This window comes from Pseudonocardia sp. ICBG162 (assembly GCF_020496225.1).
GTDB lineage: Bacteria > Actinomycetota > Actinomycetes > Mycobacteriales > Pseudonocardiaceae > Pseudonocardia > Pseudonocardia alni.
Map to the genome: position 1 here is coordinate 1 of NZ_JAHLJD010000011.1, position 24,867 is coordinate 24,867.

At 75.2% G+C, this 24,867-nt stretch carries 25 protein-coding genes and 1 pseudogene; 12 read left to right on the top strand and 14 right to left on the bottom strand.

What is annotated here, in order from left to right; genetic code table 11:
- From KPL60_RS02880 to KPL60_RS02900, 5 genes are all read left to right on the top strand, one after another.
- Positions 1 to 1,133, top strand: a 1,133-nt coding sequence (locus tag KPL60_RS02880; protein WP_255655271.1) for a serine hydrolase, incomplete at its 5' end; no start/stop codon positions are given.
- 11 nt (positions 1,134 to 1,144) lie between these two features.
- Complete coding sequence (locus KPL60_RS02885; RefSeq protein ID WP_226357612.1) at positions 1,145 to 1,573, top strand: VOC family protein; 429 nt, start codon at positions 1,145 to 1,147, stop codon at positions 1,571 to 1,573.
- Between the two features lie 86 nt (positions 1,574 to 1,659).
- Positions 1,660 to 2,922, top strand: coding sequence for an FAD-dependent oxidoreductase (locus tag KPL60_RS02890; protein WP_226364818.1), 1,263 nt, complete (start codon positions 1,660 to 1,662; stop codon positions 2,920 to 2,922).
- A gap of 20 nt (positions 2,923 to 2,942) precedes the next feature.
- On the top strand, positions 2,943 to 3,443 hold the full coding sequence (locus KPL60_RS02895; RefSeq protein ID WP_226357614.1) for an Lrp/AsnC family transcriptional regulator: 501 nt from the start codon (positions 2,943 to 2,945) through the stop codon (positions 3,441 to 3,443).
- Positions 3,444 to 3,498: 55 nt separating this feature from the next.
- On the top strand, positions 3,499 to 4,569 hold the full coding sequence (locus KPL60_RS02900) for a hypothetical protein (protein WP_226364819.1): 1,071 nt from the start codon (positions 3,499 to 3,501) through the stop codon (positions 4,567 to 4,569).
- A gap of 13 nt (positions 4,570 to 4,582) precedes the next feature.
- Here the strand turns inward: KPL60_RS02900 and KPL60_RS35045 are convergent.
- Positions 4,583 to 5,787, bottom strand: a pseudogene (locus tag KPL60_RS35045) (DUF3500 domain-containing protein).
- A 36-nt stretch (positions 5,788 to 5,823) separates the two neighbouring features.
- Here KPL60_RS35045 and KPL60_RS02910 point away from each other — a divergent pair.
- Positions 5,824 to 6,141, top strand: coding sequence for a putative quinol monooxygenase (locus KPL60_RS02910; protein ID WP_073574481.1), 318 nt, complete (start codon positions 5,824 to 5,826; stop codon positions 6,139 to 6,141).
- A gap of 2 nt (positions 6,142 to 6,143) precedes the next feature.
- Here the strand turns inward: KPL60_RS02910 and acs are convergent, their stop codons facing one another.
- From acs to KPL60_RS34450, 4 genes are read right to left on the bottom strand one after another with little or no spacing between them, the layout of a single operon-like run.
- Positions 6,144 to 8,042 carry an acetate--CoA ligase gene (gene acs, locus KPL60_RS02915; RefSeq protein WP_226364820.1) on the bottom strand — a complete coding sequence of 633 codons (1,899 nt, stop codon included), beginning with the start codon at positions 8,040 to 8,042 and terminating at the stop codon, positions 6,144 to 6,146.
- 52 nt (positions 8,043 to 8,094) lie between these two features.
- A complete protein-coding gene (locus KPL60_RS02920) occupies positions 8,095 to 9,183 on the bottom strand; it encodes a DUF3500 domain-containing protein (protein WP_226364821.1) in 1,089 nt (362 codons plus the stop codon).
- Between the two features lie 26 nt (positions 9,184 to 9,209).
- On the bottom strand, positions 9,210 to 9,905 hold the full coding sequence (locus tag KPL60_RS02925; protein WP_226364822.1) for a response regulator transcription factor: 696 nt from the start codon (positions 9,903 to 9,905) through the stop codon (positions 9,210 to 9,212).
- On the bottom strand, positions 9,902 to 11,029 hold the full coding sequence (locus KPL60_RS34450) for a histidine kinase (protein ID WP_226364823.1): 1,128 nt from the start codon (positions 11,027 to 11,029) through the stop codon (positions 9,902 to 9,904). The genes KPL60_RS02925 and KPL60_RS34450 overlap by 4 nt, the downstream gene beginning before the upstream one ends.
- 203 nt (positions 11,030 to 11,232) lie before the next feature.
- On the opposite strand from KPL60_RS34450, the gene KPL60_RS02935 reads away from it, so the two are divergent.
- Together KPL60_RS02935 and KPL60_RS02940 are read left to right on the top strand one after the other, a co-directional pair.
- Positions 11,233 to 11,502 (top strand): hypothetical protein, encoded by a 270-nt coding sequence (locus KPL60_RS02935; RefSeq protein ID WP_226357621.1) that lies wholly within the window; start codon positions 11,233 to 11,235, stop codon positions 11,500 to 11,502.
- A 110-nt stretch (positions 11,503 to 11,612) separates the two neighbouring features.
- Complete coding sequence (locus tag KPL60_RS02940; protein WP_226364824.1) at positions 11,613 to 12,602, top strand: DUF4331 domain-containing protein; 990 nt, start codon at positions 11,613 to 11,615, stop codon at positions 12,600 to 12,602.
- Positions 12,603 to 12,837: 235 nt separating this feature from the next.
- On the opposite strand, the gene KPL60_RS02945 is transcribed toward KPL60_RS02940, so the two are convergent.
- From KPL60_RS02945 to KPL60_RS02960, 4 genes are all read right to left on the bottom strand, one after another.
- A complete protein-coding gene (locus tag KPL60_RS02945; protein ID WP_226364825.1) occupies positions 12,838 to 14,079 on the bottom strand; it encodes an FAD-dependent oxidoreductase in 1,242 nt (413 codons plus the stop codon).
- Between the two features lie 86 nt (positions 14,080 to 14,165).
- Positions 14,166 to 14,594, bottom strand: a complete 429-nt coding sequence (locus KPL60_RS02950; RefSeq protein ID WP_226357612.1) for a VOC family protein — start codon at positions 14,592 to 14,594, stop codon at positions 14,166 to 14,168.
- 11 nt (positions 14,595 to 14,605) lie between these two features.
- Positions 14,606 to 15,733 (bottom strand): serine hydrolase, encoded by a 1,128-nt coding sequence (locus KPL60_RS02955; protein WP_226364826.1) that lies wholly within the window; start codon positions 15,731 to 15,733, stop codon positions 14,606 to 14,608.
- 57 nt (positions 15,734 to 15,790) lie between these two features.
- Entirely contained in the window at positions 15,791 to 16,615 is an 825-nt protein-coding gene (locus KPL60_RS02960) for an SAM-dependent methyltransferase (protein ID WP_226364827.1), read from the bottom strand.
- 237 nt (positions 16,616 to 16,852) lie between these two features.
- Here KPL60_RS02960 and KPL60_RS02965 point away from each other — a divergent pair, with 237 nt between their 5' ends.
- From KPL60_RS02965 to KPL60_RS02975, 3 genes are all read left to right on the top strand, one after another.
- Complete coding sequence (locus KPL60_RS02965; protein ID WP_226364828.1) at positions 16,853 to 17,746, top strand: helix-turn-helix transcriptional regulator; 894 nt, start codon at positions 16,853 to 16,855, stop codon at positions 17,744 to 17,746.
- A gap of 216 nt (positions 17,747 to 17,962) precedes the next feature.
- A complete protein-coding gene (locus KPL60_RS02970; RefSeq protein WP_226364829.1) occupies positions 17,963 to 18,193 on the top strand; it encodes a DUF397 domain-containing protein in 231 nt (76 codons plus the stop codon).
- A 90-nt stretch (positions 18,194 to 18,283) separates the two neighbouring features.
- Complete coding sequence (locus tag KPL60_RS02975) at positions 18,284 to 19,330, top strand: class I SAM-dependent methyltransferase (protein WP_226364830.1); 1,047 nt, start codon at positions 18,284 to 18,286, stop codon at positions 19,328 to 19,330.
- 16 nt (positions 19,331 to 19,346) lie between these two features.
- Here KPL60_RS02975 and ppk2 read toward each other — a convergent pair whose 3' ends face one another.
- The 5 genes from ppk2 to KPL60_RS03000 form a co-directional block, all read right to left on the bottom strand.
- Entirely contained in the window at positions 19,347 to 20,315 is a 969-nt protein-coding gene (gene ppk2, locus KPL60_RS02980; RefSeq protein WP_308016633.1) for a polyphosphate kinase 2, read from the bottom strand.
- Positions 20,316 to 20,376: 61 nt separating this feature from the next.
- Positions 20,377 to 21,210: a siderophore-interacting protein gene (locus KPL60_RS02985; RefSeq protein ID WP_226364831.1), complete on the bottom strand. Its 834-nt coding sequence runs from the start codon at positions 21,208 to 21,210 to the stop codon at positions 20,377 to 20,379.
- Positions 21,207 to 22,115, bottom strand: coding sequence for an iron-siderophore ABC transporter substrate-binding protein (locus tag KPL60_RS02990; protein WP_226357606.1), 909 nt, complete (start codon positions 22,113 to 22,115; stop codon positions 21,207 to 21,209). The genes KPL60_RS02985 and KPL60_RS02990 overlap by 4 nt, the downstream gene beginning before the upstream one ends.
- Positions 22,116 to 22,214: 99 nt before the next feature.
- Positions 22,215 to 22,979, bottom strand: coding sequence for an SDR family NAD(P)-dependent oxidoreductase (locus KPL60_RS02995; protein ID WP_226357605.1), 765 nt, complete (start codon positions 22,977 to 22,979; stop codon positions 22,215 to 22,217).
- A 14-nt stretch (positions 22,980 to 22,993) separates the two neighbouring features.
- Positions 22,994 to 23,995 (bottom strand): acetamidase/formamidase family protein, encoded by a 1,002-nt coding sequence (locus KPL60_RS03000; protein WP_062395873.1) that lies wholly within the window; start codon positions 23,993 to 23,995, stop codon positions 22,994 to 22,996.
- Positions 23,996 to 24,106: 111 nt separating this feature from the next.
- Between KPL60_RS03000 and KPL60_RS03005 the strand changes: the two genes are divergently transcribed.
- Positions 24,107 to 24,727 (top strand): L-threonylcarbamoyladenylate synthase, encoded by a 621-nt coding sequence (locus tag KPL60_RS03005; RefSeq protein ID WP_226357604.1) that lies wholly within the window; start codon positions 24,107 to 24,109, stop codon positions 24,725 to 24,727.
- Positions 24,728 to 24,867 lie beyond the last annotated feature (140 nt).

Genomic DNA, 24,867 nt, shown 5'->3' on the forward strand with positions numbered 1-24,867 from the left:
GCCCCCGTGCCCGTCACCCTGGACCGCACCGCCGCGCTCCTGCACGACGCCGTCGACGCCGGGCGCGTCCCGGGGCTGGTCGCCGCCGTCGACGACCCCCGGCACGGCACCGGGGGCACGTCCTCGGCGACGACGGCGCCGGACACCCGCTGCGCCGCGACACGGTCGTGCGGATCGCCTCGATCACCAAGCCGGTCGTCGCGGTCGCCGCGCTCGCGCTCGTCGAGGACGGGATGCTGGAGCTCGACGGGCCGGTCGCGGCCTGGCTCCCGGAGCTGGCCGCGCCGCGGGTGCTGCGCCACGAGGCCGCCGAGCTCGACGACACCGTCCCCGCGCACCGGCCGATCACCCTGTACGACCTGCTGACCTACCGGTGCGGGATCGGGATGCTCCCCCGCTCCGGCGCCGACCTGCCCGTGCAGCGCGCCACCGCCGGGCTCGGCAGCGACGGGCCGCCCGGGTCCTACCCGCTGCCCGACCCCGACACCTGGACCGCACGGCTCGCCGCGGTGCCGCTCGTCGCGCAGCCGGGATCGCGCTGGCTCTACCAGACCAGCGGCGACCTGCTCGGCGTCCTGCTCGCCCGCCGCTGCGGGACCGACCTGCAGACCGTGCTGGCCGAGCGGGTGTTCACCCCGCTCGGCATGCGCGACACCGGCTTCTCGGTGCCCGTCGCCGACCGGGACCGGTTCGTCCCGCTCCTGACCGCCGCACCCGGCGGGGGCTTCACCGTGACCGACCCGGTCGACGGCGCGTGGGCGGCCCCGCCGGTGTTCCCGTCCGGGGGCGGCGGCCTGGTCTCCACCCTGGACGACCTGCTCGCGTTCACCCGGGCCCTGCGCGGGGGGCGGCAGCCCGGTCCTGTCCCCGGCGCCGTCGCCGAGCTGACCACCGACCGGCTGAGCGCCGCGCAGCGGGCCGGTGCCGCCCCGTTCCTCGACGACGGCTGCGGCTGGGGCCTGGGCCTGGCCGTCGAGGACGGCGGCCGCTACGGCTGGGACGGCGGCCTGGGCACCGCCTGGCGGTCCGACCCGGCCACCGGGGTGATCTCGCTGCTCCTGACCCAGGTCATGTGGTCCGGGCCCGAGGGGCCCGCACTCGTGCACTCCTTCCGCGCCGCGGCGCACTCCTGAGAGGACCCACCATGGACTGGACGCTCGAGGTCGTCGTGCTGCCGGTGTCGGATCTCGACGCCGCGGTCGCCTTCTACCGCGACCGGGTCGGCTTCGACCTGGACCACGACACCCGCACCGAGCACATGCACGTCGCCCAGCTGACGCCGCGGGGCTCGGGCTGCTCGATCGTCGTCGGCTCGCTGCCGGCGCAGAACGAGATGGCGCCGGGCTCGATGCGCGGGCTGCAGCTCTGCGTCGCCGACGCCCGGGCCGCGCGCGACGAGCTGGTCGGGCGCGGGGTGGAGTGCAGCGAGGTGACGGTGCTCGACGAGCGCGACGGCGGCACCTTCTTCGGCTTCGCCGACCCCGACGGCAACACCTGGGCGGTGCAGGAGCTGCGGGTCCGCGGTGACCGGCCGCTGATCCCGGAGTCGGCGCGGGGCCGCTTCGGCGGCTGAGTACACCCGGTCACAGCGATTGCGTGACGGTCCCCGGGGGCGCATACTCGTCGTAATTCAACATCAGTTGAAATGAGGTGGGTGTGATGTCGGAGCGGACGACGTGCTGCGTGGTCGGGGGCGGCCCGGCCGGGATGATGCTGGGGCTGCTGCTGGCCCGGGCCGGGGTCGAGGTGACCGTGCTGGAGAAGCACGGCGACTTCCTGCGGGACTTCCGCGGGGACACCGTGCACCCCACCACCCTGGACCTGCTCGACGACCTGGGGCTGGGCGAGCGGTTCGCCGCGCTGCCGCAGAGCCGGGTCGACGAGGTCGTGATCCCCGACGAGCGGGGCGGCGCCCAGCGGGTCGGGAACCTGTCGCTGCTGCGCCGGGTCGGGGTCCGCCACCCCTACATCGCGCTCGTCCCGCAGTGGGACCTGCTGAACCTGCTCGCCGAGGTCGCCGCCGACGAGCCCGCCTTCCACCTGCGGCTCGACACCCGGGCCACGTCGCTGGTCCGGGAGAACGGGCGGGTCGTCGGCGTCCGGTACGCGACGACGACCGCGCCCGGCGCGGAGACCACCGGCGAGATCCGGGCCGACCTCACCGTCGCCTGCGACGGGAGGCACTCGGTCCTCCGGACCGGGTCCGGCCTGCCCGTGACCGAGTACGACGTCCCGTTCGACACCTGGTGGTTCCGGCTGCCGCGCCGCCCCGAGGAGCAGCGGGCCACCCTGCGCCCGCGGATCGGGAAGGGGCGCTTCGCGGTGGTCATCCCGCGCGAGGGCTACTACCAGATCGGCTACCTCGCCCCCAAGGGCGCCGACGCGCGGCTGCGCGCCGCGGGCGTCGAGTCGTTCCGGGCCGACACCGCCGAGCTGATGCCGGAGTACGCCGACCGGGTCGACGAGATCGCGTCGATGGACGAGGTGAAGCACCTCGACGTGAAGCTCAACCGGCTGCGCCGCTGGCACGTCGACGGCCTGCTCTGCATCGGCGACGCCGCGCACGCGATGTCCCCGATCGGCGGCGTCGGGATCAACCTCGCGATCCAGGACGCGGTCGCCGCCGCGACCCTGCTCGCCGCCCCGTTGCAGCGGGGCACCCTCACCGAGCGGGACCTCGGCCGGGTCCGCAACCGCAGACTGCTCCCGACGGTGCTGGTCCAGGGCCTGCAGCGGATCATGCACCGCAACATCGCCGGCCCGGCGCTGGCGGGACGGCTCGACGGCCCCCCGGCTCCGCTGCTGCGGCTGATGCGCGCGGTCCCGGCCGCCCAGATCGTGCCCGCCTACCTGGTGGGTGTGGGCTTCCGGCCGGAGCGGGCCCCGGACTTCGCCCGTCGCGAGCCCGTCCCGGCCGGCTGAGCCGCGGCTAGGCTCGCCGGGTGCTGTCCCTGGACGCCCTCGACGTCGACCTGCTCGCCGCGCTGCGCGACCGGCCGCGGGCCGGGGTGCTGGAGCTCTCGCGCACGCTGCGGGTCGCCCGCGGGACGGTGCAGGCGCGGCTGGACCGGCTGGAACGTGCCGGGGTCGTCACCGGGTACGGCCCGGACGTCGACCTCCCGGCGGCCGGGTACGGCGTGCAGGCGTTCGTGACGCTGGAGATCGCGCAGGGCGAGCTGGGCGACGTCGCCGCCGAGCTCGCCGCGCTGCCCGCGGTCACCGAGGCGTACGCGACGACCGGCTCGTCGGACGTGCTGTGCCGGCTCGCGGCGTCGTCGCACGAGGACCTGCAGGACACCCTGCTCGCGCTCGGCCGCTCACCGCTGGTGGCCCGCTCCACCAGCGTGGTGGTGCTGTCCACCCTGGTCGCGCCGCGCTGGCGGCCGCTGCTGGAGCGCGACCACCGCGAGGGCCCGAGCCGGGCGCCCGCCTACCGGGACTGACCGGCCCCGTAGTTCGACGGTGCCGGCGCCGCGGCGGCCGGGGCACGATCCCCCCGTGTCGAGGACGGTGCTCGTGGTCGTGGTGGTGGCGGCGTTGCTGGTCGGGGCGGCGGGCCTCGTGTGGTGGTACGGCCCGGCCCGCCACGACCGCGTGCGTGAGCTCGCCCGGCAGGCGGCCGAGCGCGAGGCACCGGGAGCGCTGCGCGTGCTGTCGGTGCGGGGGCTCGGCGCCGTCGGTGGGTACGAGGTCACGGCCGCGGTCGTCGGCGACCCCGACGCGGTCGCGTCCTTCGCGACCGGCCCGGGCGGCGCCTGTCCACCCGGGTCGCGGTGCGCGCTCGCCGTCGGGCCCGCGGTGGCGCGGGCCCGGGCCGAGGCGGCGGAGCTGCGCAGCCTCACCAGGGCGCTCGACGGGTGCGGCGCCGACGTGGCGGGGATCCGCGAGCTGCGCCGGATCGACCGCCCCGGCGGCCCGGGCCCGGGTATCGACGACGCCGCGGGACTGGTCGCCGAGCTGACCGTCGTCGCCGGGCCGTCCACGGCCACCGACGGTGGCGCGGCGCTGCTGGCCCTCCTGGACCGGTGCGCCCTCGACGCCGCCCGGGCGCGCGCCGACCTGGCGGGGATCGACCCGGACGGACCGGTCACGCTGTCGGTGCGGGTGCTCGACCCGGCCGACGCCGTCCGGCCCGGGCCGCCCGGGCCCGACCGGCCGCGGGCGCTGGTCCTGCGCGAGGCGGCCGAGGCCGCGGCCGCGCGGGTGCGGCACCGCACGACGGTGCGCGCGACCCGGCACGGCGTGCACGAGGGCGCGACGCTCGACTTCGGCCCGGCCGGGGCGACCGGCTACCGGGCGGCCGCCGAACGGGTGGCCGCCGCGTACCTCGCGGCGACGGGCGTCCCGTCCGCGAACACCCCGGCGCTGCACTCGTTCCGCCAGTACCTGCCGGGCTCGACCGACCGGGTCCGCGCCTACGTGTCGTTCCGCTCCCCCGGGCGCACCGCGCCGGGCGACGACCGGGTGGTCGCGGTCGACGTCGGCGCGGACGGCTCCGACCCGGTGGCGCTGCGGGTGCTCGACGCCCCGCAGCCGTGGCGGCTCCCGTTCGAGCCGGGCCTGCGGTGACGCGGCGGCCGGGTCAGCCGAGGTGGTGCGCCGCCCGGTGCGCGCCGAGCACGTCCAGGCCGAAGTCGGCCGACGGGTCGCGCCACACCGAGTGGGCGTGGTTGGCGTCGCGCTGGGTGTTGTCCCACTCGATGAGCAGGCGCGGGCCCTGCACCCGGTAGTAGTTCGGGGCGCCGTCCTCCAGCGGCCCCGCCCAGGCGAGGTGCACGGCGTCGAGCTCGGTGTCGTCGTCGTAGCGGGAGATCGGCTGCAGCGGCTCGGCGACCCGCTTCAGGTAGGTGCCCAGCAGCGCGCGCAGCATCTCGCGGCCCCCGGCGTCCAGATCCGCCGCCGGCACGCCGGCCGGGGTGCGCGACAGCGCGACGGTCTCCTTCTGCGCGTCGGTGAACGCGGCCCGCTCCTCGATGGCCTCGCTCATGTCGTCGAGCTTGCGCTGCTGCTCGGGGTCGCCGAAGGACTCGGTGCGCCAGATCCCGGCCAGCGGGATCCAGTTGTCGCCCTCCTGCGGCTCGGTGCGGTTGGCGGCGACGAGGTCCGGCGGGGCCTTGTCCAGCAGCACCGCACGCTCGCGCAGCTCGGCGGGCAGCGAGCGGACGAGGTCGCGGGCGAGGTCCTCGACCCGTCCGAGCGGGCGGAGCACGGCGTCGCCGAGCAGCTCGGAGGTCGCGGGGTCGGCGCCCAGGAAGCACGGGGTCGAGGCGACCACGACGCCGTCGACGACCAGCATGTTGATCGAGACGTGGTGCCCGCCGAAGCGCCAGCCCCAGGTGCCGGTGTCCCCGGCTCGCCGAAGACGCGCAGGTGGTACATCTGCGGGTCCCGGCCGCGGGTCCGGTCGAACAGCGTCACGAAGCCCTCGGTGTGGTCGAGGACGTTCTCCAGCCCCATCACGGTCGCGACGGTGACGTAGGCGGCCCGCGACAGCCCGGACGCGACCAGCTTCATGGCGGCGCGCTGCTGCGGCGGGAGCTGGTCGTGGAAGGTGAGCCCGCCGTGGTCGGTGGGGGTGTAGAACCAGCGGCGGCGCTCGGCGTCGGCGTCGCCGTCACCGGTCGGGGCGTGCCCGACGGCGACCTCCCGCTGCGCCGGGTCGAGGGTGTCCAGCCAGGCCAGCGCGGCCCCGGCCATCGCGTCCGCCGTCTCCCGGGTGTCCGCCGCACCGATCATTCTGCCGACGGTAGCGACTGCGGGCAGACTCCACCGGGCGAGATGCGCCATACTCGTTGTGCACAACCAATCGAGCCGGAGGCAACGATGCCCACTCCCACCGACGACAACCGCGACCTGCTCACCGTGATCGCCCGGATGCGCGCGAAGCCGGGCAAGGAGGAGGAGCTGAAGGCGGAGCTCGAGAAGCTGATCGAGCCGACGTCGAAGGAGGACGGCTACGTCAACTACGACCTCCACCAGGGCTGGGACGACCCCGCGGTGTTCTTCTTCTACGAGAACTGGGAGTCCGAGGCGAAGCTCGACGCGCACCTGCAGACCCCGCACCTGGTGCACTTCGTCGGGATCATGGGCGACCTGCTCGACGGCGAGCTCGTGATCCAGAAGCTGCGCCGCATCGCCTGAGCTCAGCTCCGCCGGTACCCGGCCGCCAGCTCCGCGAAGGCGGCCGGGTCCACCAGCGACGTCGTGTCGCCGGGCTCGCGCCCGGCGGTCACGTCGAGCAGCAGCCGTCGCATGATCTTGCCCGAGCGGGTCTTCGGCAGCTCCGCGACGAGCACGACCTCGCGGGGCCGGGCGACCGGCCCCATCTCGCGCGCCACGTGCGCCCGCAGCTGCGCGGCGAGGCCCTCGGTCGGGCCGTCGGTGACCGTCACGAACGCGACGACGGCCTGCCCGGTCGTCGCGTCCGGTGCCCCGACCACGCCCGCCTCGGCGACCCGCGGGTGCGACACCAGCGCCGACTCCAGCTCGATCGAGCCGAGCCGGTGCCCGGAGACGTTCATGACGTCGTCGATCCGGCCCTGCAGCGTCACGTACCCGCGCTCGTCGACGACGGCGCCGTCGCCCGCCTTGTACCAGCCCTGCTCGGCGTAGTCGGCGAAGTAGGACGCGCGGAACCGCTCCGGGTCGCCCCACACGGTCCGTGCCATCGACGGCCACGGCCGGTCGATCACCAGGATCCCGCCCTCGCCGGGGTCGCAGGTCCGCCCGTCGCGGTCGACCACCCGCACCGAGAGTCCCGGCAGCGGCCGGGTCGCCGAGCCCGGGACCAGCGACGTCACGCCGGGCAGCGGCGCGCAGATCGCCGCACCGGTCTCGGACTGCCACCAGGTGTCGACGATCGGGCACCGGCTCCCGCCGATCACCTCGTGGAACCAGCGCCAGGCCTCGGGGTTGATCGCCTCGCCGACGGTGCCGAGCAGCCGCAGCGACGACAGGTCGTGGCGGCCCGGGACGTCGCGGCCCCACTTCATGTAGGTACGGACCAGGGTGGGCGCGGTGTAGTACACGGTGACGCCGTACCGCTCGATGATCTCGAAGTGCCGGCCGCGCTCCGGGGTGTCCGGGGTGCCCTCGTAGATCACCTGTGTGACGCCGTTGGACAGCGGGCCGTAGACCTCGTAGGTGTGCGCGGTGACCCAGGCGAGGTCGGCGGTGCACCAGTAGACGTCGTCGGGCTTGTGGTCGAAGCAGGCCCACGCCGTCCAGGACGCCTGGGTGAGGTAGCCGCCCATGGTGTGCAGAAGACCCTTGGGCGTGCCGGTGGTGCCGGAGGTATAGACGAGCATGAGCGGGCTCTCGGCTCCGAAGGCCTCGGCCTCGTGGACCTCCGGCGCGGTGTCGACGACGTCGTGCCACCACACGTCGCGCCCGGGGGTCCAGCCGACCTCCGAGCCGGTCCGGCGGATCACCAGCACGTGCTCCAGCGACTCCACCCCGGCCGCGGCCTCGTCGGCGTTCGCCTTGACCGGGACGGCCTTCCCGCGCCGGTACTGGCCGTCGGTGGTGACGAGCAGCTTCGCCGCCCCGTCGGCGAGCCGGAACCGCAGTGCCGGGGCGGAGAATCCGCCGAAGACCAGCGAGTGGACCGCCCCGATCCGGGCGCAGGCGAGCATCACGACGACGGTCTCGACCAGCACCGGCAGGTACACGACGACGACGTCGCCGCGCCCCACCCCGAGCGCGGTGAGCGCGTGCGCGCAGCGGGCGACCTCGCGCTGCAGGTCGGCGTAGGTGACGGTGCGCCGGTCCCCCGGCTCGCCCTCCCAGTGCAGGGCGACCGTGTCCCCCGCACCGGCCTCGACGTGCCGGTCGACGCAGTTGCGCGCGACGTTCAGCGTGCCGTCGGCGAACCAGGTGACCTCGGGCCAGCGGCTGCCGTCGTAGCCCTGCTCGGGCGCGCGGTCCCACTCCAGGCGCCGGGCCTGCGCGCACCAGAACGCCTCCGGGTCGGCGGCGGCCTCGTCGTAGGCCGCCGCGGTGACGTTGGCGTGTGCGGCGAGCTCGGGCGGGGGCGGGTACATGCCCCGATCCTCGCCGCCGGATCCCGTGGGGCGCAGGCCGTCGTGAGGGGACTCACCGGTGGGCGAAGGCCCGGTGGTGGTCGTCGAGCAGGTCCACGCCGAAGTCGTTCTCCGGGTCGCGCCACACCGAGTGGGCGTGGTCCGCGCCGTCCTGGGTGTTGTCCCACTCCAGCAGCAGCCGCGGCCCCTGGAGCCGGTGGTAGTGCGGCTCCCCCGGCTCCAGCGAGCCCGCCCAGGCGATGTGCACCTCGTCGAGGGCGGCGTCGTCGTCGTAGCGGCCGGCGGGTGAGACCCCGGCCGGTGCCCGGTCCAGGTAGGCCGAGAGCAGGCGGCGCAGCAGGCCGCGGCCGCGGTCGTCGAGCGAGCTCGCCGGGACACCGCGCGCCGCGCCGGTGAGCGCGACGGCCTCGGTGCCGTCGACCGGGTCCACCGGCCCGGGCGGGCTCTCCCGCCGGATCGCCGAGGTCGGCAGCGGCCGGTCGCCCGGCGCGACCAGCGGCCGGTTCGCCGTCACCAGGTCCGGCGGGGCCCCGGCGGACAGGACCGCGGCCCCGGCGAGCTCGGACGGGAGCCCGCGGACGATCTCCCGGGCCAGGTCCTCGGTCGGACCGAGCGGGCGCGCGACACCCCCGCCGAGCAGCGGCGTCGTCGCGGGGTTCGCGCCGAGGAAGCACGGCGTGGCCGCGGCCACCCGCCCGTCGACGACGAGTGCGTTCACCGACACGTGGTGCCCCCCGAAGCGCCAGCCCCAGGTGCGCGCGCCCGGGTCACCGAAGATCCGCAGGTGGTAGAGCGCCGGGTCCCGGAACCGCTCCCGGTACGGCCGGGTGGGCCAGTCCTGCGCCCGGTCCAGGACGTTCTCCAGCCCCATGACCGTCGCCACGGTGGCGTAGCCGGCCTCGGACAGCCCTGAGGCGACGAGCCGCATCGCGCGCTGCTGCTGCACAGGGGTCTGCGCGTGCAGCGTCAGCCCCCCGTGGTCGGTGGGGGTGTAGAACCAGCGACGACGCTCGGCGTCGGACCCGGCGTCGCCGGACGGGCCGTCGCCGTGGGCGGTCGCGAGCCGGTCGTCGTCCAGGGTGTCCAGCCAGGCCGCGGCCGTGTCCGCCATCGCCGCGGCGACCGTCTCGCTCGTCGTCACACGGCCACGCTAGTCCGCCGGACGGGTCAGTCCGTCGCGTCGCGGACGAGCAGCGCGATCTGCACCCGGTTGTCCAGGCCCAGCTCGCGCAGCAGCCGGGACACGTAGGACTTCACCGTCGCCACCGACATGTGCAGCTCGGCGGCGATGTCGGCGTTGGAGCCGCCGCGGGCGACGGCCTCGGCGACGTCGCGCTCGCGGCCGGCGAGCCGGTCGAGCCGGGCCCGGGCGGCGCGCCTGCGGTCGACCGGCCCGGCGCCGTCGCCGCGGACGATGCCGATCAACCGCCGAGTGATCGCCGGGGACAGCACGGCGTCGCCGTCGGCGGCGGCGCGGACGGCCTCGACGATCCCCTCGGGCGCGGCGTCCTTGAGCAGGAACCCGCTCGCCCCGGCGCGCAGCGCCCGCACGACGTGCTCGTCGGCGTCGAACGTGGTCAGCACGACGACGGTCGGGGCGTCGGGCCGCGAGGTCACCTCCCGGGTCGCGGCGACGCCGTCGACGCGGCGCATCCGCAGGTCCATCAGCACCACGTGCGGCCGCCCCGCGGCGACGGCGGCGGGCACCTCGTCGCCGTCACCGGCGTCGCCGACCACCTGGATGCGCCGTACCGGTCCGGTGCCGTCGCCGGGCAGCGCGTGCCCGTCGAGCATCACCCGCAGCCCGGAGCGGACGAGCGGGTCGTCGTCGACGAGCAGCACCCGGATCGCGCTCGCGGTCATCCCGCCTCCTCCCGCCACGGCAGCACCGCGCGCAGCAGGTGGCCCGACGGCGTCGGGCCGTGGGTCAGCGTCCCGCCGGCGAGGGTCTCGACCCGCTCGCGCAGCCCGACCAGGCCGGTCCCGGCACCCTCGGGCGCCGGACCGGCCGCGGACGGCCCGGAGGTGACGGTGACGGTGAGGTCCCGGCCGGGCCGCCCGTCGAGGGCGACCTCGACCCGGGCCCCGGGTGCGTGCCGGGCGGCGTTGGTCAGTCCCTCGCGGACCACCCGGTGCACGACCCCGGCCAGCGGGCGCCCCGGCGGGGACACCGTCAGCAGCGCCGTCGACCGGAGGCGGACGTCCGCGCCGACCGCGCGGGCCTCGGCGACGAGCTCCTCGACAGCACCGAGGTCGTCGACCTCGTCGGGGACGTCGCCGGTGGGCTCGTGCAGCACCTGGACAATCGTGCGCAGGTCCTCCATCGCGCGGTGCGTGGTGTCGCGCAGCACCCGCGCGGTCTCGCGGACGGTGCGGGCGGGCAGGTCCCCGCGCAGCGCCAGCGCCCCGGCGTGCACCGACAGCAACGACAGCCGGTGCCCGAGCCGGTCGTGCATCTCCCCGGCGATCCGGCGCCGCTCGTCGGCGCGGGCCTGCTCCTCGCGCACCGCGCGCTCGGCCTCGGCGCGGGCGAGCCGCTCGCGCAGGTCGTCGACCATCGCGCGGCGGATCCCGGTCAGCAGGCCCGCGGTCACCGAGATGGCCTGGAACGCGACGGCGCCGCCGAGCAGCACGAGCACCGTCGGGCCGTCGGGGACGTTGCGGTACAGCGTGACCGCGGCGGCCCCCACCGCCAGGGCCAGCACCGGCAGCGTCTCCACCGCGCGGCGCCGGGTCGCGATCACGAACACCCCGACCAGCGGCAGGTAGGTGGCGACGGGCGAGACGAGCGGGCCGAGCACGGCCAGCACCGCGAACACCCGCGGCGCCCGGTAGCGCACCGCGATCGAGCCGATCATCAGCAGTCCGACGACGAGCAGCGTCCACTGCAGCACCCCGGCGGTGGCCTGCGTCTCGGCGACGGTGAGCCCGGCGGCGAGCACCGCGACCACCAGCACGGCGGAGATCACGGCGGGGCGGACCGGCACACGTCGACCATAGGGGGCGGACCGGCGCCGTCCAGCAGGTTTCCGCTCGAACGGGACGGCCACCGGTCCCCTCCCGTCTCCCGACCCCCCGGGATCGACGGTCAGCCTGCCGGGTGGCGTGACGGTGGCGCACCCGCCGAAGGTCGTGCGCACCACGACCGAAGTCGCCGGGCCGCGTCACCCGGAATGAGTACGATTCGGACATGCCGGAACCGCACAGCCACCGCGAGAGCGGGCAGCACGTCATCGAGCACGCGCTCGACCTCCTCGAGGCGGCCGACAAGGCGCAGGACTACCCCCAGGCGACCGACGGCCACACCGCCGCCACCGCCTACGCGGTGAGCGCGCTCTACCAGGAGATGCGCCACGGCGACGACCAGCTCGCGGTGCTGATCTCCGCGGTGCAGGAGCAGACCGCGGTGCTGCGCGAGATCCGGGACTCGTTGCGGGACGGGGCACGTACCGGAAATTGATGATGTCTCGGGCATCCACCGCGATCCCGGGATGACCGCTCCCCGTCCTCGGTTGTGCGCGATCGAAGCGGCCGGCCGGACCGTCCGCCGAGCGGCCCCGGAGCGTGCGCATGTCCCAGCCGGTCGACCCCCGTCTGCGGGTCGCGGACCTGTTCGTGTTCCGCGGCCGCCGGGGCACCGTCCTGGCCCTGACCACCGACCGTTCCGCGGTGGGCGGTCTCGCGTCCGGCGCGACCTACGACCTGCGCATCGACGGCGACGGCGACGCGGTCGAGGACCTGACCTACCGGGTCGTCGTCGACGGCGCCGACCCCGCCGACGGCACCCGCCCGGTCGTGCTGCGCAGGCTGAGCGGCGCCGACGCCGAGGACCCGGCGGCGTGCGGGACGGTCGTCGCCGCGGGCCGCACCGGGTCGACCGTGGCGGGCACCGACGGGCTGCGGCTGTGGACCGGCACCGCCGCCGACCCGGCGCCGGTCGACCCCGGGCTGCTCGCCGCGGTCACCACCGCCGTCGAGCACGGGACACCGGTCGACCTGTCCGGCCGGGTGCTGCCCGCGGCCCCGCCGACCGGGAACCGGGTCGCCGCGGTCGTGCTGGAGATCCCCGACGCCGTGCTCGCCCCGGTCGCGATGCGCGCCGCGGGCCGGATCGGGGTGTGGGCCACCGTCGCGCCCGCCGCCGGGCAGGGCGGCCCGCAGACCCACCGGCGCGGCCTGCCCCTGGTCGGGGAGGTCCTCGCCGGGCTCGACGCGCCGCTGCGCGAGCACCTGGGCCGGGGCCGCCCGGCCGCCGACCGCGCCGAGTTCGGCGGGATGTTCGCGAAGAAGGCCGAGCAGGTCGTCGCCGCCGGTGCCGCGGTGGGCGACCCGAGCGCCTACGCCCGCCGGGTCGCCGACCGGCTGCTGCCCGACGTGCTGCCCTACACGATCGGCACCACCGCCTCGTTCGGTTTCGCTGGGTGGAACGGCCGCGACCCCGCCGACGACGCCGCCGGGGTCGTCTGCAGCGTCGTCACCGGCGTGGCGGTGCCGTTCGGGGCGGGACGGGCCACGGCCCACCGCGCGACGACGACCTGGCCGTACCTGCCGCTGCTCTGACCGGCATGGCCCGATCCGTTCGCGAGGTGCCCGCGGGCCACTCCCGGCCGGCCGGGTGCGGCCGAGCATCGGGGCATGTCCTCTCCGACCTTCCCCTGTGCCGCCGTCGTCGTCGCGGTCGACCCGCAGCGTGCGCGAGAGCTCCAGCACCCCGGCCCGCGCCGGTCGCGCAGCGCGGCGAGCAGGTCGACGTCGAGGGCGTCCAGGGACAGCACCCGGCGAGCCTAGCCGCGGCTCAGCCGGCCGGGACGGGCTCGCGACGGGCGAAGTCCGGGGCCCGCTCCGGCCGGAAGCCCACACCCACCAGGTAGGCGGGCACGATCTGGGCGGCCGGGACCGCGCGCATCAGCCGCAGCAGCGGAGCCGGGGGGCCGTCGGCCGTCCCGCGGCGCCGGGCCGCATGTTGCGGTGCATGATCCGGCGGGCCCAGCCGCACCCGGGAGGTCTGCGGTTGCGGACCGGCCGAGGTCCCGCTCGGTGAGGGTGCCCCGCTGCAACGGGGCGGCGAGCGGGTCGCGGCGGCGACCGCGACCTGGATCGCGAGATCCCGGCCGCCGATCGGGGACATCGCGTGCGCGGCGTCGCCGATGCAGAGCAGGCCGTCGACGTGCCAGCGGCGCAGCCGGTTGAGCTTCACGTCGAGGTGCTTCACCTCGTCCATCGACGCGATCTCGTCGACCCGGTCGGCGTACTCCGGCATCAGCTCGGCGGTGTCGGCCCGGAACGACTCGACGCCCGCGGCGCGCAGCCGCGCGTCGGCGCCCTTGGGGGCGAGGTAGCCGATCTGGTAGTAGCCCTCGCGCGGGATGACCACCGCGAAGCGCCCCTTCCCGATCCGCGGGCGCAGGGTGGCCCGCTGCTCCTCGGGGCGGCGCGGCAGCCGGAACCACCAGGTGTCGAACGGGACGTCGTACTCGGTCACGGGCAGGCCGGACCCGGTCCGGAGGACCGAGTGCCTCCCGTCGCAGGCGACGGTGAGGTCGGCCCGGATCTCGCCGGTGGTCTCCGCGCCGGGCGCGGTCGTCGTCGCGTACCGGACGCCGACGACCCGCCCGTTCTCCCGGACCAGCGACGTGGCCCGGGTGTCGAGCCGCAGGTGGAAGGCGGGCTCGTCGGCGGCGACCTCGGCGAGCAGGTTCAGCAGGTCCCACTGCGGGACGAGCGCGATGTAGGGGTGGCGGACCCCGACCCGGCGCAGCAGCGACAGGTTCCCGACCCGCTGGGCGCCGCCCCGCTCGTCGGGGATCACGACCTCGTCGACCCGGCTCTGCGGCAGCGCGGCGAACCGCTCGCCCAGCCCCAGGTCGTCGAGCAGGTCCAGGGTGGTGGGGTGCACGGTGTCCCCGCGGAAGTCCCGCAGGAAGTCGCCGTGCTTCTCCAGCACGGTCACCTCGACCCCGGCCCGGGCCAGCAGCAGCCCCAGCATCATCCCGGCCGGGCCGCCCCCGACCACGCAGCACGTCGTCCGCTCCGACATCACACCCACCTCATTTCAACTGATGTTGAATTACGACGAGTATGCGCCCCCGGGGACCGTCACGCAATCGCTGTGACCGGGTGTACTCAGCCGCCGAAGCGGCCCCGCGCCGACTCCGGGATCAGCGGCCGGTCACCGCGGACCCGCAGCTCCTGCACCGCCCAGGTGTTGCCGTCGGGGTCGGCGAAGCCGAAGAAGGTGCCGCCGTCGCGCTCGTCGAGCACCGTCACCTCGCTGCACTCCACCCCGCGCCCGACCAGCTCGTCGCGCGCGGCCCGGGCGTCGGCGACGCAGAGCTGCAGCCCGCGCATCGAGCCCGGCGCCATCTCGTTCTGCGCCGGCAGCGAGCCGACGACGATCGAGCAGCCCGAGCCCCGCGGCGTCAGCTGGGCGACGTGCATGTGCTCGGTGCGGGTGTCGTGGTCCAGGTCGAAGCCGACCCGGTCGCGGTAGAAGGCGACCGCGGCGTCGAGATCCGACACCGGCAGCACGACGACCTCGAGCGTCCAGTCCATGGTGGGTCCTCTCAGGAGTGCGCCGCGGCGCGGAAGGAGTGCACGAGTGCGGGCCCCTCGGGCCCGGACCACATGACCTGGGTCAGGAGCAGCGAGATCACCCCGGTGGCCGGGTCGGACCGCCAGGCGGTGCCCAGGCCGCCGTCCCAGCCGTAGCGGCCGCCGTCCTCGACGGCCAGGCCCAGGCCCCAGCCGCAGCCGTCGTCGAGGAACGGGGCGGCACCGGCCCGCTGCGCGGCGCTCAGCCGGTCGGTGGTCAGCTCGGCGACGGCGCCGGGGGACAGGACCGGGCTGCCGCCCCCGCGCAGGGCCCGGGTGAACGCGAGCAGGTCGTCCAGGGTGGAGACCAGGCCGCCGCCCCCGGACGGGAACACCGGCGGGGCCGCCCACGCGCCGTCGACCGGGTCGGTCACGGTGAAGCCCCCGCCGGGTGCGGCGGTCAGGAGCGGGACGAACCGGTCCCGGTCGGCGACGGGCACCGAGAAGCCGGTGTCGCGCATGCCGAGCGGGGTGAACACCCGCTCGGCCAGCACGGTCTGCAGGTCGGTCCCGCAGCGGCGGGCGAGCAGGACGCCGAGCAGGTCGCCGCTGGTCTGGTAGAGCCAGCGCGATCCCGGCTGCGCGACGAGCGGCACCGCGGCGAGCCGTGCGGTCCAGGTGTCGGGGTCGGGCAGCGGGTAGGACCCGGGCGGCCCGTCGCTGCCGAGCCCGGCGGTGGCGCGCTGCACGGGCAGGTCGGCGCCGGAGCGGGGGAGCATCCCGATCCCGCACCGGTAGGTCAGCAGGTCGTACAGGGTGATCGGCCGGTGCGCGGGGACGGTGTCGTCGAGCTCGGCGGCCTCGTGGCGCAGCACCCGCGGCGCGGCCAGCTCCGGGAGCCAGGCCGCGACCGGCCCGTCGAGCTCCAGCATCCCGTCCTCGACGAGCGCGAGCGCGGCGACCGCGACGACCGGCTTGGTGATCGAGGCGATCCGCACGACCGTGTCGCGGCGCAGCGGGTGTCCGGCGCCGTCGTCGCCGAGGACGTGCACCCCGGTGCCGTGCCGGGGGTCGTCGACGGCGGCGACCAGCCCCGGGACGCGCCCGGCGTCGACGGCGTCGTGCAGGAGCGCGGCGGTGCGGTCCAGGGTGACGGGCACGGGGGCCTCCCGGGGTCGGTGGGTCTCACCCGTTCCGACCGCGGCGGCCCCGCGAACTCATCGCTTGATGCCGACCCCGCCGACGATGCAGCGCTGCACCGGGTCCTCGGTGCGCAGCTGCGGGCCGTCGGGCCACCACCGGTAGCAGGGGACGATGCCCGGGTCGACCAGCTCGAGGCCGGGGAACAGGCCGCTGATCTCGGCGTGCGTGCGGAACCGGCCGCTGCCCATCGGGCTGTGGACGAAGACCTGCTCCATCCGCCGGGCCAGCTCGCTGTCGGCGTTCTCCGGGTCGAAGAAGTGCGCGATCGCGACGACGCTGCCGGGGGCGAGCCGCTCGATGTAGCGCGCCATGATCGCCTGCGGGTCCACGGCGTCGTCGAAGTGGTGGATGGTGCCGATCTGGAACAGCGCGAGTGGCTGGTCGAGGTCGAGGAAGCCCTGGACCGTCGGGTCGGTCAGCACCGTCTCCGGCTCGCGGATGTCCGCGGCGGAGAAGCGGGTGAACTCGTTGTCCTCCAGCAGCGCCTGGCCGTGCGCGATGACGGTCGGGTCGTTGTCGACGTAGGCGACCCGGGCCTCGGGCTGCAGCCGCTGGACCACCTGGTGGGTGTTCTCCGCGGTCGGCAGGCCGGAGCCGCAGTCCAGGTACTGGGTGATGGAGGTCTGGGTGGCGACGAAGCGCGCCGCCCGGATCAGGAACGCCCGGTTGTCGATCGCGAGCATGTTGACCTCGGGGGCCACCTGCCGGACCCGTTCGATGGTCTCCCGGTCGACCTCGTAGTTGTCCTTCCCGCCGAGCGCGTAGTCGTAGACCCGGGCGATGCTGGCCTTGGTCGTGTCGATGTACGCGGGAGCGCGACCCTCGGTCGGCTGGGCCATCGGCGGAGTCCTCACTGCGTCGTCGGCGCCGTCGCGCCGGGTCGTCGGTCGGTGCCCGGACGGCGCCCGTCGTGGCGCCGATCACCGGTGCGGCCACCGTAGCGGACCGGCCCGACGGGCACGCACCGTCACCGTCCGGAAGTGGCCCGTGATCGAGACCGCTGACGACCTGCGGAACCGTTGTGTAGGCTGGGTCACCCGATCGGCAGTCCCCGCAACCCGCAGGAGCCCGTCCCGGTGGTCCCCAGCCCGAACAGCCCCACCCCGCCCGGTGCCGACCGCGGCCCGACCGCGCGGCGCATCGTCCTCGGCTCCCACCTGCGCCGGCTGCGGGAGCGCGCGGGCATCTCCCGGACCGACGCGGCGTACGCGATCCGCGGCTCGGACTCGAAGATGAGCAGGCTGGAGTCCGGCAAGGTCGGGTTCAAGCAGCGCGACGTGGCCGACCTGCTGACGATGTACGGCGTCGCCGAGGGCCCCGAGCGCGACCAGGTCCTGTCGATGGCCGAGGAGAGCAACTCCAGCGGCTGGTGGGCCCGGTACAACGACGTCGTCCCCGGCTGGTTCGAGGACTTCGTGGGCCTGGAGGCCTCGGCGTCGCGGATCTCGTCCTACGAGCTGCTGTTCGTCCCCGGCCTGCTGCAGACCGAGGAGTACGCCCGCGCGGTCGTCAGCGGTGGTCACACCGACCTGCCGCCCGCCGACCGGGCCGACGTCGAGAAGCGCCTGGAGGTGCGGCTGCGGCGCCAGCGCGTGCTGCACCGCAAGGACGCCCCGACCCTCTGGACCGTGCTCGACGAGGCCGTGCTGCACCGGCCGGTCGGCGGGGAGGCGGTCTTCCGCGCCCAGCTCGACCACCTGGTCGAGCTGTCGTCGCTGCCGAACGTCATCGTCCAGCTGCTGCCTTGGGACCTGTCCGGCTACGGCGCCGAGCACGCCTTCACCATGCTGCGCTTCGCCGAGCCCGAGCTGCCCGACCTGGTCTACCTCGAGGAGATGACCGGGTCCTCCTATCTGGACAAGCGGGCCGACGTCGAGCGCTACGGCCGGTCGATGGACCGGCTCACCGTCGACGCTCTCAGCCCGGAGCAGACCAAACAGGCCCTGAGCAAGCTGCGCGCCGAGCGCTGACCTGCGCCGACGTCGCTCCCGGGCGACGAACGGCACCGGTGTCCCCGGCAGTGGGGGACACCGTCCGATGCCGACCGCCCACGGCCGCTGCGGCGCACTCGGGCGCGGCCGGACGACCGCCGGGCGCGTCCGTCCTGTTTTGCACGACCGAACCGCGTGCCCCCTGCTAGCTTTTCCGCAACGGAGAATGCACGTGCAGATGAGGTGAGCATTCGCATGGAACAGATGCGCCTGAGCGGCCCCGCGGCGATCGATTCGCTGGCGTGGCGCAAGAGCGTGCGCAGCGGCTACCAGGGCAACTGCGTCGAGCTCGCCGTAGTGACCGGTGGGACCGTGGCCGTCCGCAACTCGCGGGACCCGCACGGCACCGTGCTCGCCTTCCCGGCGACCGAGATGGCCGCCTTCCTGACCTCGATCAGGAACGGCGAGCTGGACGACCTCGCCTGAGCCGTCCCCGCTGACCTCCCGCGGGCGGCCGGCCCGACCCCGGCCGCCCGCGGTGAGCCGAGAATGATCTTCTCGGTGTAGTAAGGAACGGTGAGCCGTTCCGAGCAGGCCCCGTCCTACCGCGGCGCGAGCGCCCACTACCTGTCCCCGTCCCGACGGGACCCCGTCAAGGTCGGTTCCGAGGAGCCGGTCACCCGGCGGGTCATCGCGGGTGCGCTGGCCGCGCTGCACCTGCGGCCCGGAGCCCCGGTCGCCGTGCTCGACGTCGGGTCCGGCACCGCCGACGGGTTCGCCCTCCTCACCCGCCCGGCACCGGACGCCGCGCCGATCGTCGCGGAGGACCGGCTGCGCTACGTCGGTCTCGACGTCGATCCGGAGATGGTCGCCACCGCGCGGGAGACCGTCGGTTCGCCGTCGGCGTCGTTCGTGCTCGGCGACGTGCGCGACGCGCTGCCCGACGGCGCGTTCGACCTCTACCTGTCCTGCGGGGTGCCGTACTCCCACCTCACCCGCGACGAGCTCGTCGCCGCACTGGGATCGGTGCTGACGGCCGTCGCGGCCCGGGGGCGGCGCGCCGCGGTCGTCGTCGACGTCCTCGGCCGGTACTCGGTGGAGTGGCAGCCCCGCTGGGGCACCGAGCGCTGGGACTACGCGATGAGCTTCTTCGCCGGCGGCGGCGGGGCGATCGCCGAGCCGATGACCTTCTACGGCCGCGCCGAGCTCGACGCGACCGTCGACGCCGCGCTGGCCGGCAGCGGCGCGCGGCTGGTGTCGCGCACCGCCGTCGACCGGTCGGTCCTGGTCGGACGGCACACCGCCACCGGCACCTTCCACCCGGCGGTGCCGCGCTTCCGGACCCTGGTGAACGACCTGGTCCGCGACCCGTCCCGGGTCGACCCCGACGACCTCCGGTTCACCCCCGCGACCGGAGGCGCCCCGGAGGAGGTGCTGTCCTGGCTGCGCGGGTTCGCCGACCGCTGGAACGGCGCCCTGGAGCCGTACCGGGGGGCGGGACCGCTCGCCGACGCCGACGCCGACCGGCTCGCCCGGACCCTGCTCGGACTCGAACGGGCCGCGGGGCCCGGCCTGGGCCTCGGCCACTCGCTGACCATGACGCTGGTGGCCGAGCCCGCCTGAGCACCGGCCCCGCGGGTCAGTGGTGCTTGTCGGTCAGGGGCGGGAAGCGGTTCGGGCCCTCGTCCTGCTCGAACATCTCCGCGGCGGGTCCGACGATCAGCCGGTCCGGCGGGGTAGCCACCCCGGTGTCCTTGCCGGGGTAGTCGAACAGGCCCAGGACGTGGCGCATCGCCTCGAGCCGTGCGCGCTTCTTGTCGTTGCTCTTGATCACCGTCCAGGGCGCGTCCTTGGTGTCGGTGTAGAAGAACATCGCCTCCTTGGCCTCGGTGTAGGCCTCCCACTTGTCCAGCGAGGCGAGGTCCATCGGGGACAGCTTCCACTGGCGCACCGGGTCGACCTGGCGGATCAGGAAGCGGGTGCGCTGCTCGTCGCGCGACACCGAGAACCACAGCTTCACCAGGTGGACCCCGGACCGGACGAGCATCCGCTCCAGCTCCGGGGTGGCCCGCAGGAACTCCATGTAGGAGCGGGGGTCGGTGAAGCCCATGACCCGCTCGACGCCGGCCCGGTTGTACCAGGACCGGTCGAACAGCACGATCTCCCCGGCCGAGGGCAGATGCTGCACGTAGCGCTGGAAGTACCACTGGCCGGCCTCGCGCTCGGTCGGCTTCTCCAGCGCCACCACCCGGCAGCCGCGGGGGTTGAGGTGCTCGGTGAACCGCTTGATCGTCCCGCCCTTGCCCGCGGCGTCGCGGCCCTCGAACAGCACGACGATCCGGTTGCCGGTGTCCTTGACCCAGTTCTGCAGCTTCAGCAGCTCGATCTGCAGCAGCCGCTTCTGGCGCTCGTACTCCAGGCGGGACAGACGGTCGTCGTAGGGGTAGCCCTGGCGCCAGGTGTCGACCGGGCTGCCCTCGGGGTCGACGAGGGTCGGGTCGTCGTCGTCGGAGTCGTCGACCCGGAAGTGCCCGGGGTCGGCCGCGGCGGGGTGCGGGATCAGGGTGTCGGGGGCGTCGGCCTGAGGCTCGACCGGGGTCTCGTCCACATGTGGCAACGCTGCGCGCCGGTCATGGCCGCAGGGCCACGCCCGGATGACGGCCGGGTGATCAGCGGGCAGCGGGACGGGGCCGGTCGTGCCAGTAGCCCTGCGCGTGGACCCGGTCCGGGGCGACGCCCGCCTCGTGCAGCAGCGTCCGCACCCGCGCCACCCGGGTGCTCTCGGTGGCGTTCCAGGCGTAGAAGTGCTCGCCGAGGCGGGCGGCCGCCCCACCGTGGGCGCCGGCCCAGTCGGCGACGGCGTCGAGCAGCGGGCGCCCGGGCCGCCGGCAGACCTCCACCGTCACGCCCGGATGGGCGTCGGTGAGCCCGACGGCGTCGGCCGGGTCGCCGACCTCGACCAGCACCCGGCCCCGGTGGTGCGGCGGGAGCGCGGCGAGGATGCCGCGCACGGCGGGCAGCGCGGTCTCGTCGCCGGTGATCAGCACCTCGGTGGCGGGGCCTGGGTCCCACTGCACGCCGTGGCCGGGGTTGCCGCGCCGCACGTCCGGCCCGGAGAGCAGGACGGCGTCGCCGGGGCGGGCGGCCGCGGCCCACACGCTCGCCGGACCCGGCCGGGAGTGGCGGAACACGTCGAGGTCGACCTCACCGCGCCCCGGCCGGACCGCGGCCGGGGTGTAGCTGCGCAGCACCGGCCGCGTGTCGGCGGGCAGCTCCCGCAGCCGGGCCCGCCACTCGCGTTCCAGCAGGCCCGAGGTGAGCGAGGCGGGGTAGCCGTCGTCCGGCGGGACCAGCAGCTTGACCCGCTGGTCCCGGCCGTGCGGGGCGAACCGCGCCAGCTGCGGACCGCCCAGGACGATCCGCCGGAACCCGGGGGAGGGCACGCCGACGGCGAGCACCCGGGCGGCGAACAGGACGTTCGGCGAGGCCGACAGGGGGCTCACCGGCCCAGCGTCCGCTCGATGTCGTCGAGCACCTTCTGCCCGCCGAGCGGCCCGACCCCGGTGATCCAGACCGACTGGTCGACCGGGTGCAGCCGCGGGAAGACCTGCGCGCGCACCGCCTGGACGGCCGGCGGCACCGCCGACGGCGACGCCGGGTCGGTCGCGGTCAGGAACACCTCGTCGGCGCGGGCCTGCTGGACCAGCTCGGGGGACAGGTCCACCGAGATCGAGTTCTCCCAGTCCCGGGGCGGGATGGTGAACCCGGCGCACTCCAGGGTGCTGCCCGCGAACGACGTCGGCCCGTACAGGGTGAGCAGACCGTCGCGGGGGCGGATCATCTGCGCGGTCCGCCCGGCCGTGTCGTGGGTACGCGCCACCTCGGCGCAGCGGTCCCGGTAGCGCGTGAGCAGCTGCTCGGTGTCGGCCTCGCGGCCGAGCGCCCGGCCGACGAAGCGGACGTTGTCCTGCCACGGGTCGGCCTGCGAGGCCATGAACGCCGTCGGCGCGATCGCGGTCAGCCGGTCGTACAGCGCGGCGTGCCGGGACTCGGTGCCCAGGATCAGGTCGGGCCGCTGGGCCGCGATCCGCTCCAGGTCGGGCTCGGCGACGGTCCCGACGACCGTCACCTGCGCACCGGCGTCGCCGAGGTAGGCGGGCACCCCGGTGCCCTCGGACAGGACCCCGGCCCCGACCGGCGGGGCGTCGAGGGCGACGGTGGTGTCGAGCTGCACCGGCTCCAGCACGACGACCCGCTGCGGCGCGGCCGGGACGGTGACCTCGCCGCGTGCGGTGGCGACCGTGCGGGTCTCCCCGGAGTCGGTGGGGCCCGCACCGGGCGCGGAGCACGCGGCGAGGAACAGGGTGAGCAGGGCGGCGAGGGCCACCGCGGCCCGGGGCGGCGTCACGGACGATCTCCTTCGGTCAGGTGAGGTGACCCTAACCCGGGACCGGTTCGGGATGGACTGTCCGGTTCCCGGAGATCGTCCGGCCGCCGCCGGGACCGCTCAGAGCTGCACCCCGCGGGTCAGCGCCCCGTCGACGACCAGGTTGGTGCCGCTGATCCGGCTCGCCCGCGGGCTGACCAGCGAGACCACCGCGTAGGCGGTCTCCTCCGGGGTGCCCATCCGGCCGGTCGGGTTGAGCCCCATGGCGTGCGCGTACAGCGCGGGGTCGTGCTGCTCGACGTTCGCCCACACCCCGCCGGGGAAGTAGACGTTGCCGGGGGAGACGGCGTTGGCCCGGATGCCCTTCGGCGCGAGGTCGAACGCCAGGCCGGAGACGTAGTGCACCAGCGCGGCCTTCATGACGCCGTAGGAGCCGTCGGCGAAGTCGATCTCGCGGCCGGACACGCTGGACACCGCGGTGACCGAGGCGGCGTCGCTGCGCTCCAGGTGCGGCAGGGCGGCCTCCACCAGGCGCACCGTGTGCAGCAGGTCGACCTCGAAGCTCGAGCGCCAGTTCTGCTCGCCCGGGCCGATCGCGAGCGCCGAGACGTTCGCGACGACCGCGTCGACGGCGCCGAAGCGCTCGGCGGAGGCGGCGACCCAGCCGGCCAGCGCGTCGCCGTCGGCGACGTCGACCGCGGTCCCGGCGACCTCGCCGGCGCCCGCGGCGCGCAGCTCCTGCTCGGCCGCGGCGACCCCGTCGGCGTCGCGGGCGCAGAACGCGACCCGCGCGCCCTCCGCCGCCAGCCCGGCGACGACCGCACGCCCGATCCCGCGCGACCCTCCGGTCACGAGCACGACACGACCGTTCAGCAGCATGTCCATGGAAAGGGCCTCTCTTACAGGGAGCGGGCCTGCTCGCGCAGGTGACGGTGGACGCCGCCGTAGGCCGCGGCGGCCGGGAGCAGCGCCTTCGCGATCTTGGTGACGGCGCTGTAGTTGGTGTCGACGACGTTGGCCAGCGGCGACTCCGCGGCCTGGGTGAGCAGCTGATAGGCGTCCAGCCGGTCCAGCCCGTACAGCTCGCCCAGCCAGGCGATCATCCCGACCTGGCTTGCCCGCCACGCGTCCTCCAGCGGACGGGAGGACCCGACGACGACGTAGTGGGTGTCGGTCTCGATCCGCGGCCACGCCGGGACCGGGGCGTTCTTGATCAGCTCGACGATCAGCACGACGTCCATCGCGCCCTCGACGGCCGTGCCGCAGCTCTCGCCCTCGCCCTGGCGGTAGTGGCCGTCGCCGACCGAGAACAGCGCGCCGGGCACGTTGACCTGCAGGTAGCAGGTGGCCCCGGCGCGCATCTCCGGGGTGTCCATGTTCCCGCCGAACACGTCGGGCACCAGCGAGCTGCGCACCTCCCGCCCGGGCGGGGCGACGCCGACGGTGCCGAGCATCGGGTTGCACGGCAGCTCCAGGCGCAGGTCCGCGCTCGTCGCCTCGAACAGCACCGTCCCCGCGGCCCGGTCGAGCTGGTAGATCCAGGTCCGCTCGGGCAGCGGCTCGTGCAGCAGCGCGGTGCGGTCGGTCGTCGACAGCGCCCCGAACAGCGGGATCAGGGTGGAGGCACCCCAGTCCCGGGCCGGTGTCAGCTCCACGAGGTGGATGGCCAGGGTGTCGCCCGGCTCGGCGCCCTCCACGTGGAACGGCCCGGTCTGCGGGTTCACCTCGCTCATGTCGAGCACCGCGCTCGGCCGGTCCGAGGTGGACGTGAGCCGCCCGGAGAACGCGTCCTCGGTCCACAGCCGCAGGCAGGTCCCGGGCGCGACCCGGCGCACCGGGGGCACGCCACCGAAGGTCCAGGCGAACTCGTGCCGTTCCGGCCGGTATTCCACGACGTGCATGGATCGCATCCTGGCCCCCTCCGCGCGTCGCGGGCAACGGTTTCCCGCCGCACCGCGACCGCCCGGTCGTCGATCCCCCCGGGTGGGCCGCCGAGCCGGTACGTTCGCGCGATGGCCCGGTACTTCGACGTGCACCCGCAGAACCCGCAGCCGCGCAGCATCGGACAGGTCGTGGACCTCGTGCGGTCCGGCGGCCTGATCGCCTACCCGACCGACTCGTGCTTCGCACTGGGCTGCTCGCTGGGCAACCGCGACGGCCTGGAGCGGATCCGGCAGATCCGCAAGCTCGACGACCGGCACCACTTCACCCTCGTGTGCGCGGAGTTCGCGCAGCTCGGGCAGTTCGTGCAGATCTCCAACGCCGTGTTCCGCGCGGTGAAGGCGTCCACCCCGGGCAGCTACACCTTCATCCTCCCGGCCACCAAGGAGGTGCCCAAGCAGCTGCTGCACCCGAAGAAGAAGACCGTCGGCGTGCGCATCCCCGACCACGCCACCACCCAGGCGCTGCTGGCCGAGCTGGGGGAGCCGCTGCTGTCCTCGACGCTGCTGCTGCCCGGCCACGACGAGCCGATGACGCAGGGCTGGGAGATCAAGGAGGAGCTGGAGAACCAGGTCGACGCGGTCATCGACTCCGGGGACTGCGGCACCGAGCCGACCACCGTCGTCGACCTGTCCGGCGACGAGCCGGAGATCGTGCGGCACGGTGCGGGGGACCCGTCGCGGTTCGAGTGAGGACCCCTCCGGCGCGGCCGTCCGGCCGCCCGTCGTGTCCGTCCGGGCACCCCTGGTGACCCGCCGGCGGGGGCGCGCCGCCCGCCCGTCCACGATCCACCGCCCACCGCATCAGAGCGAGCGCTGGGCGGACCGACGAG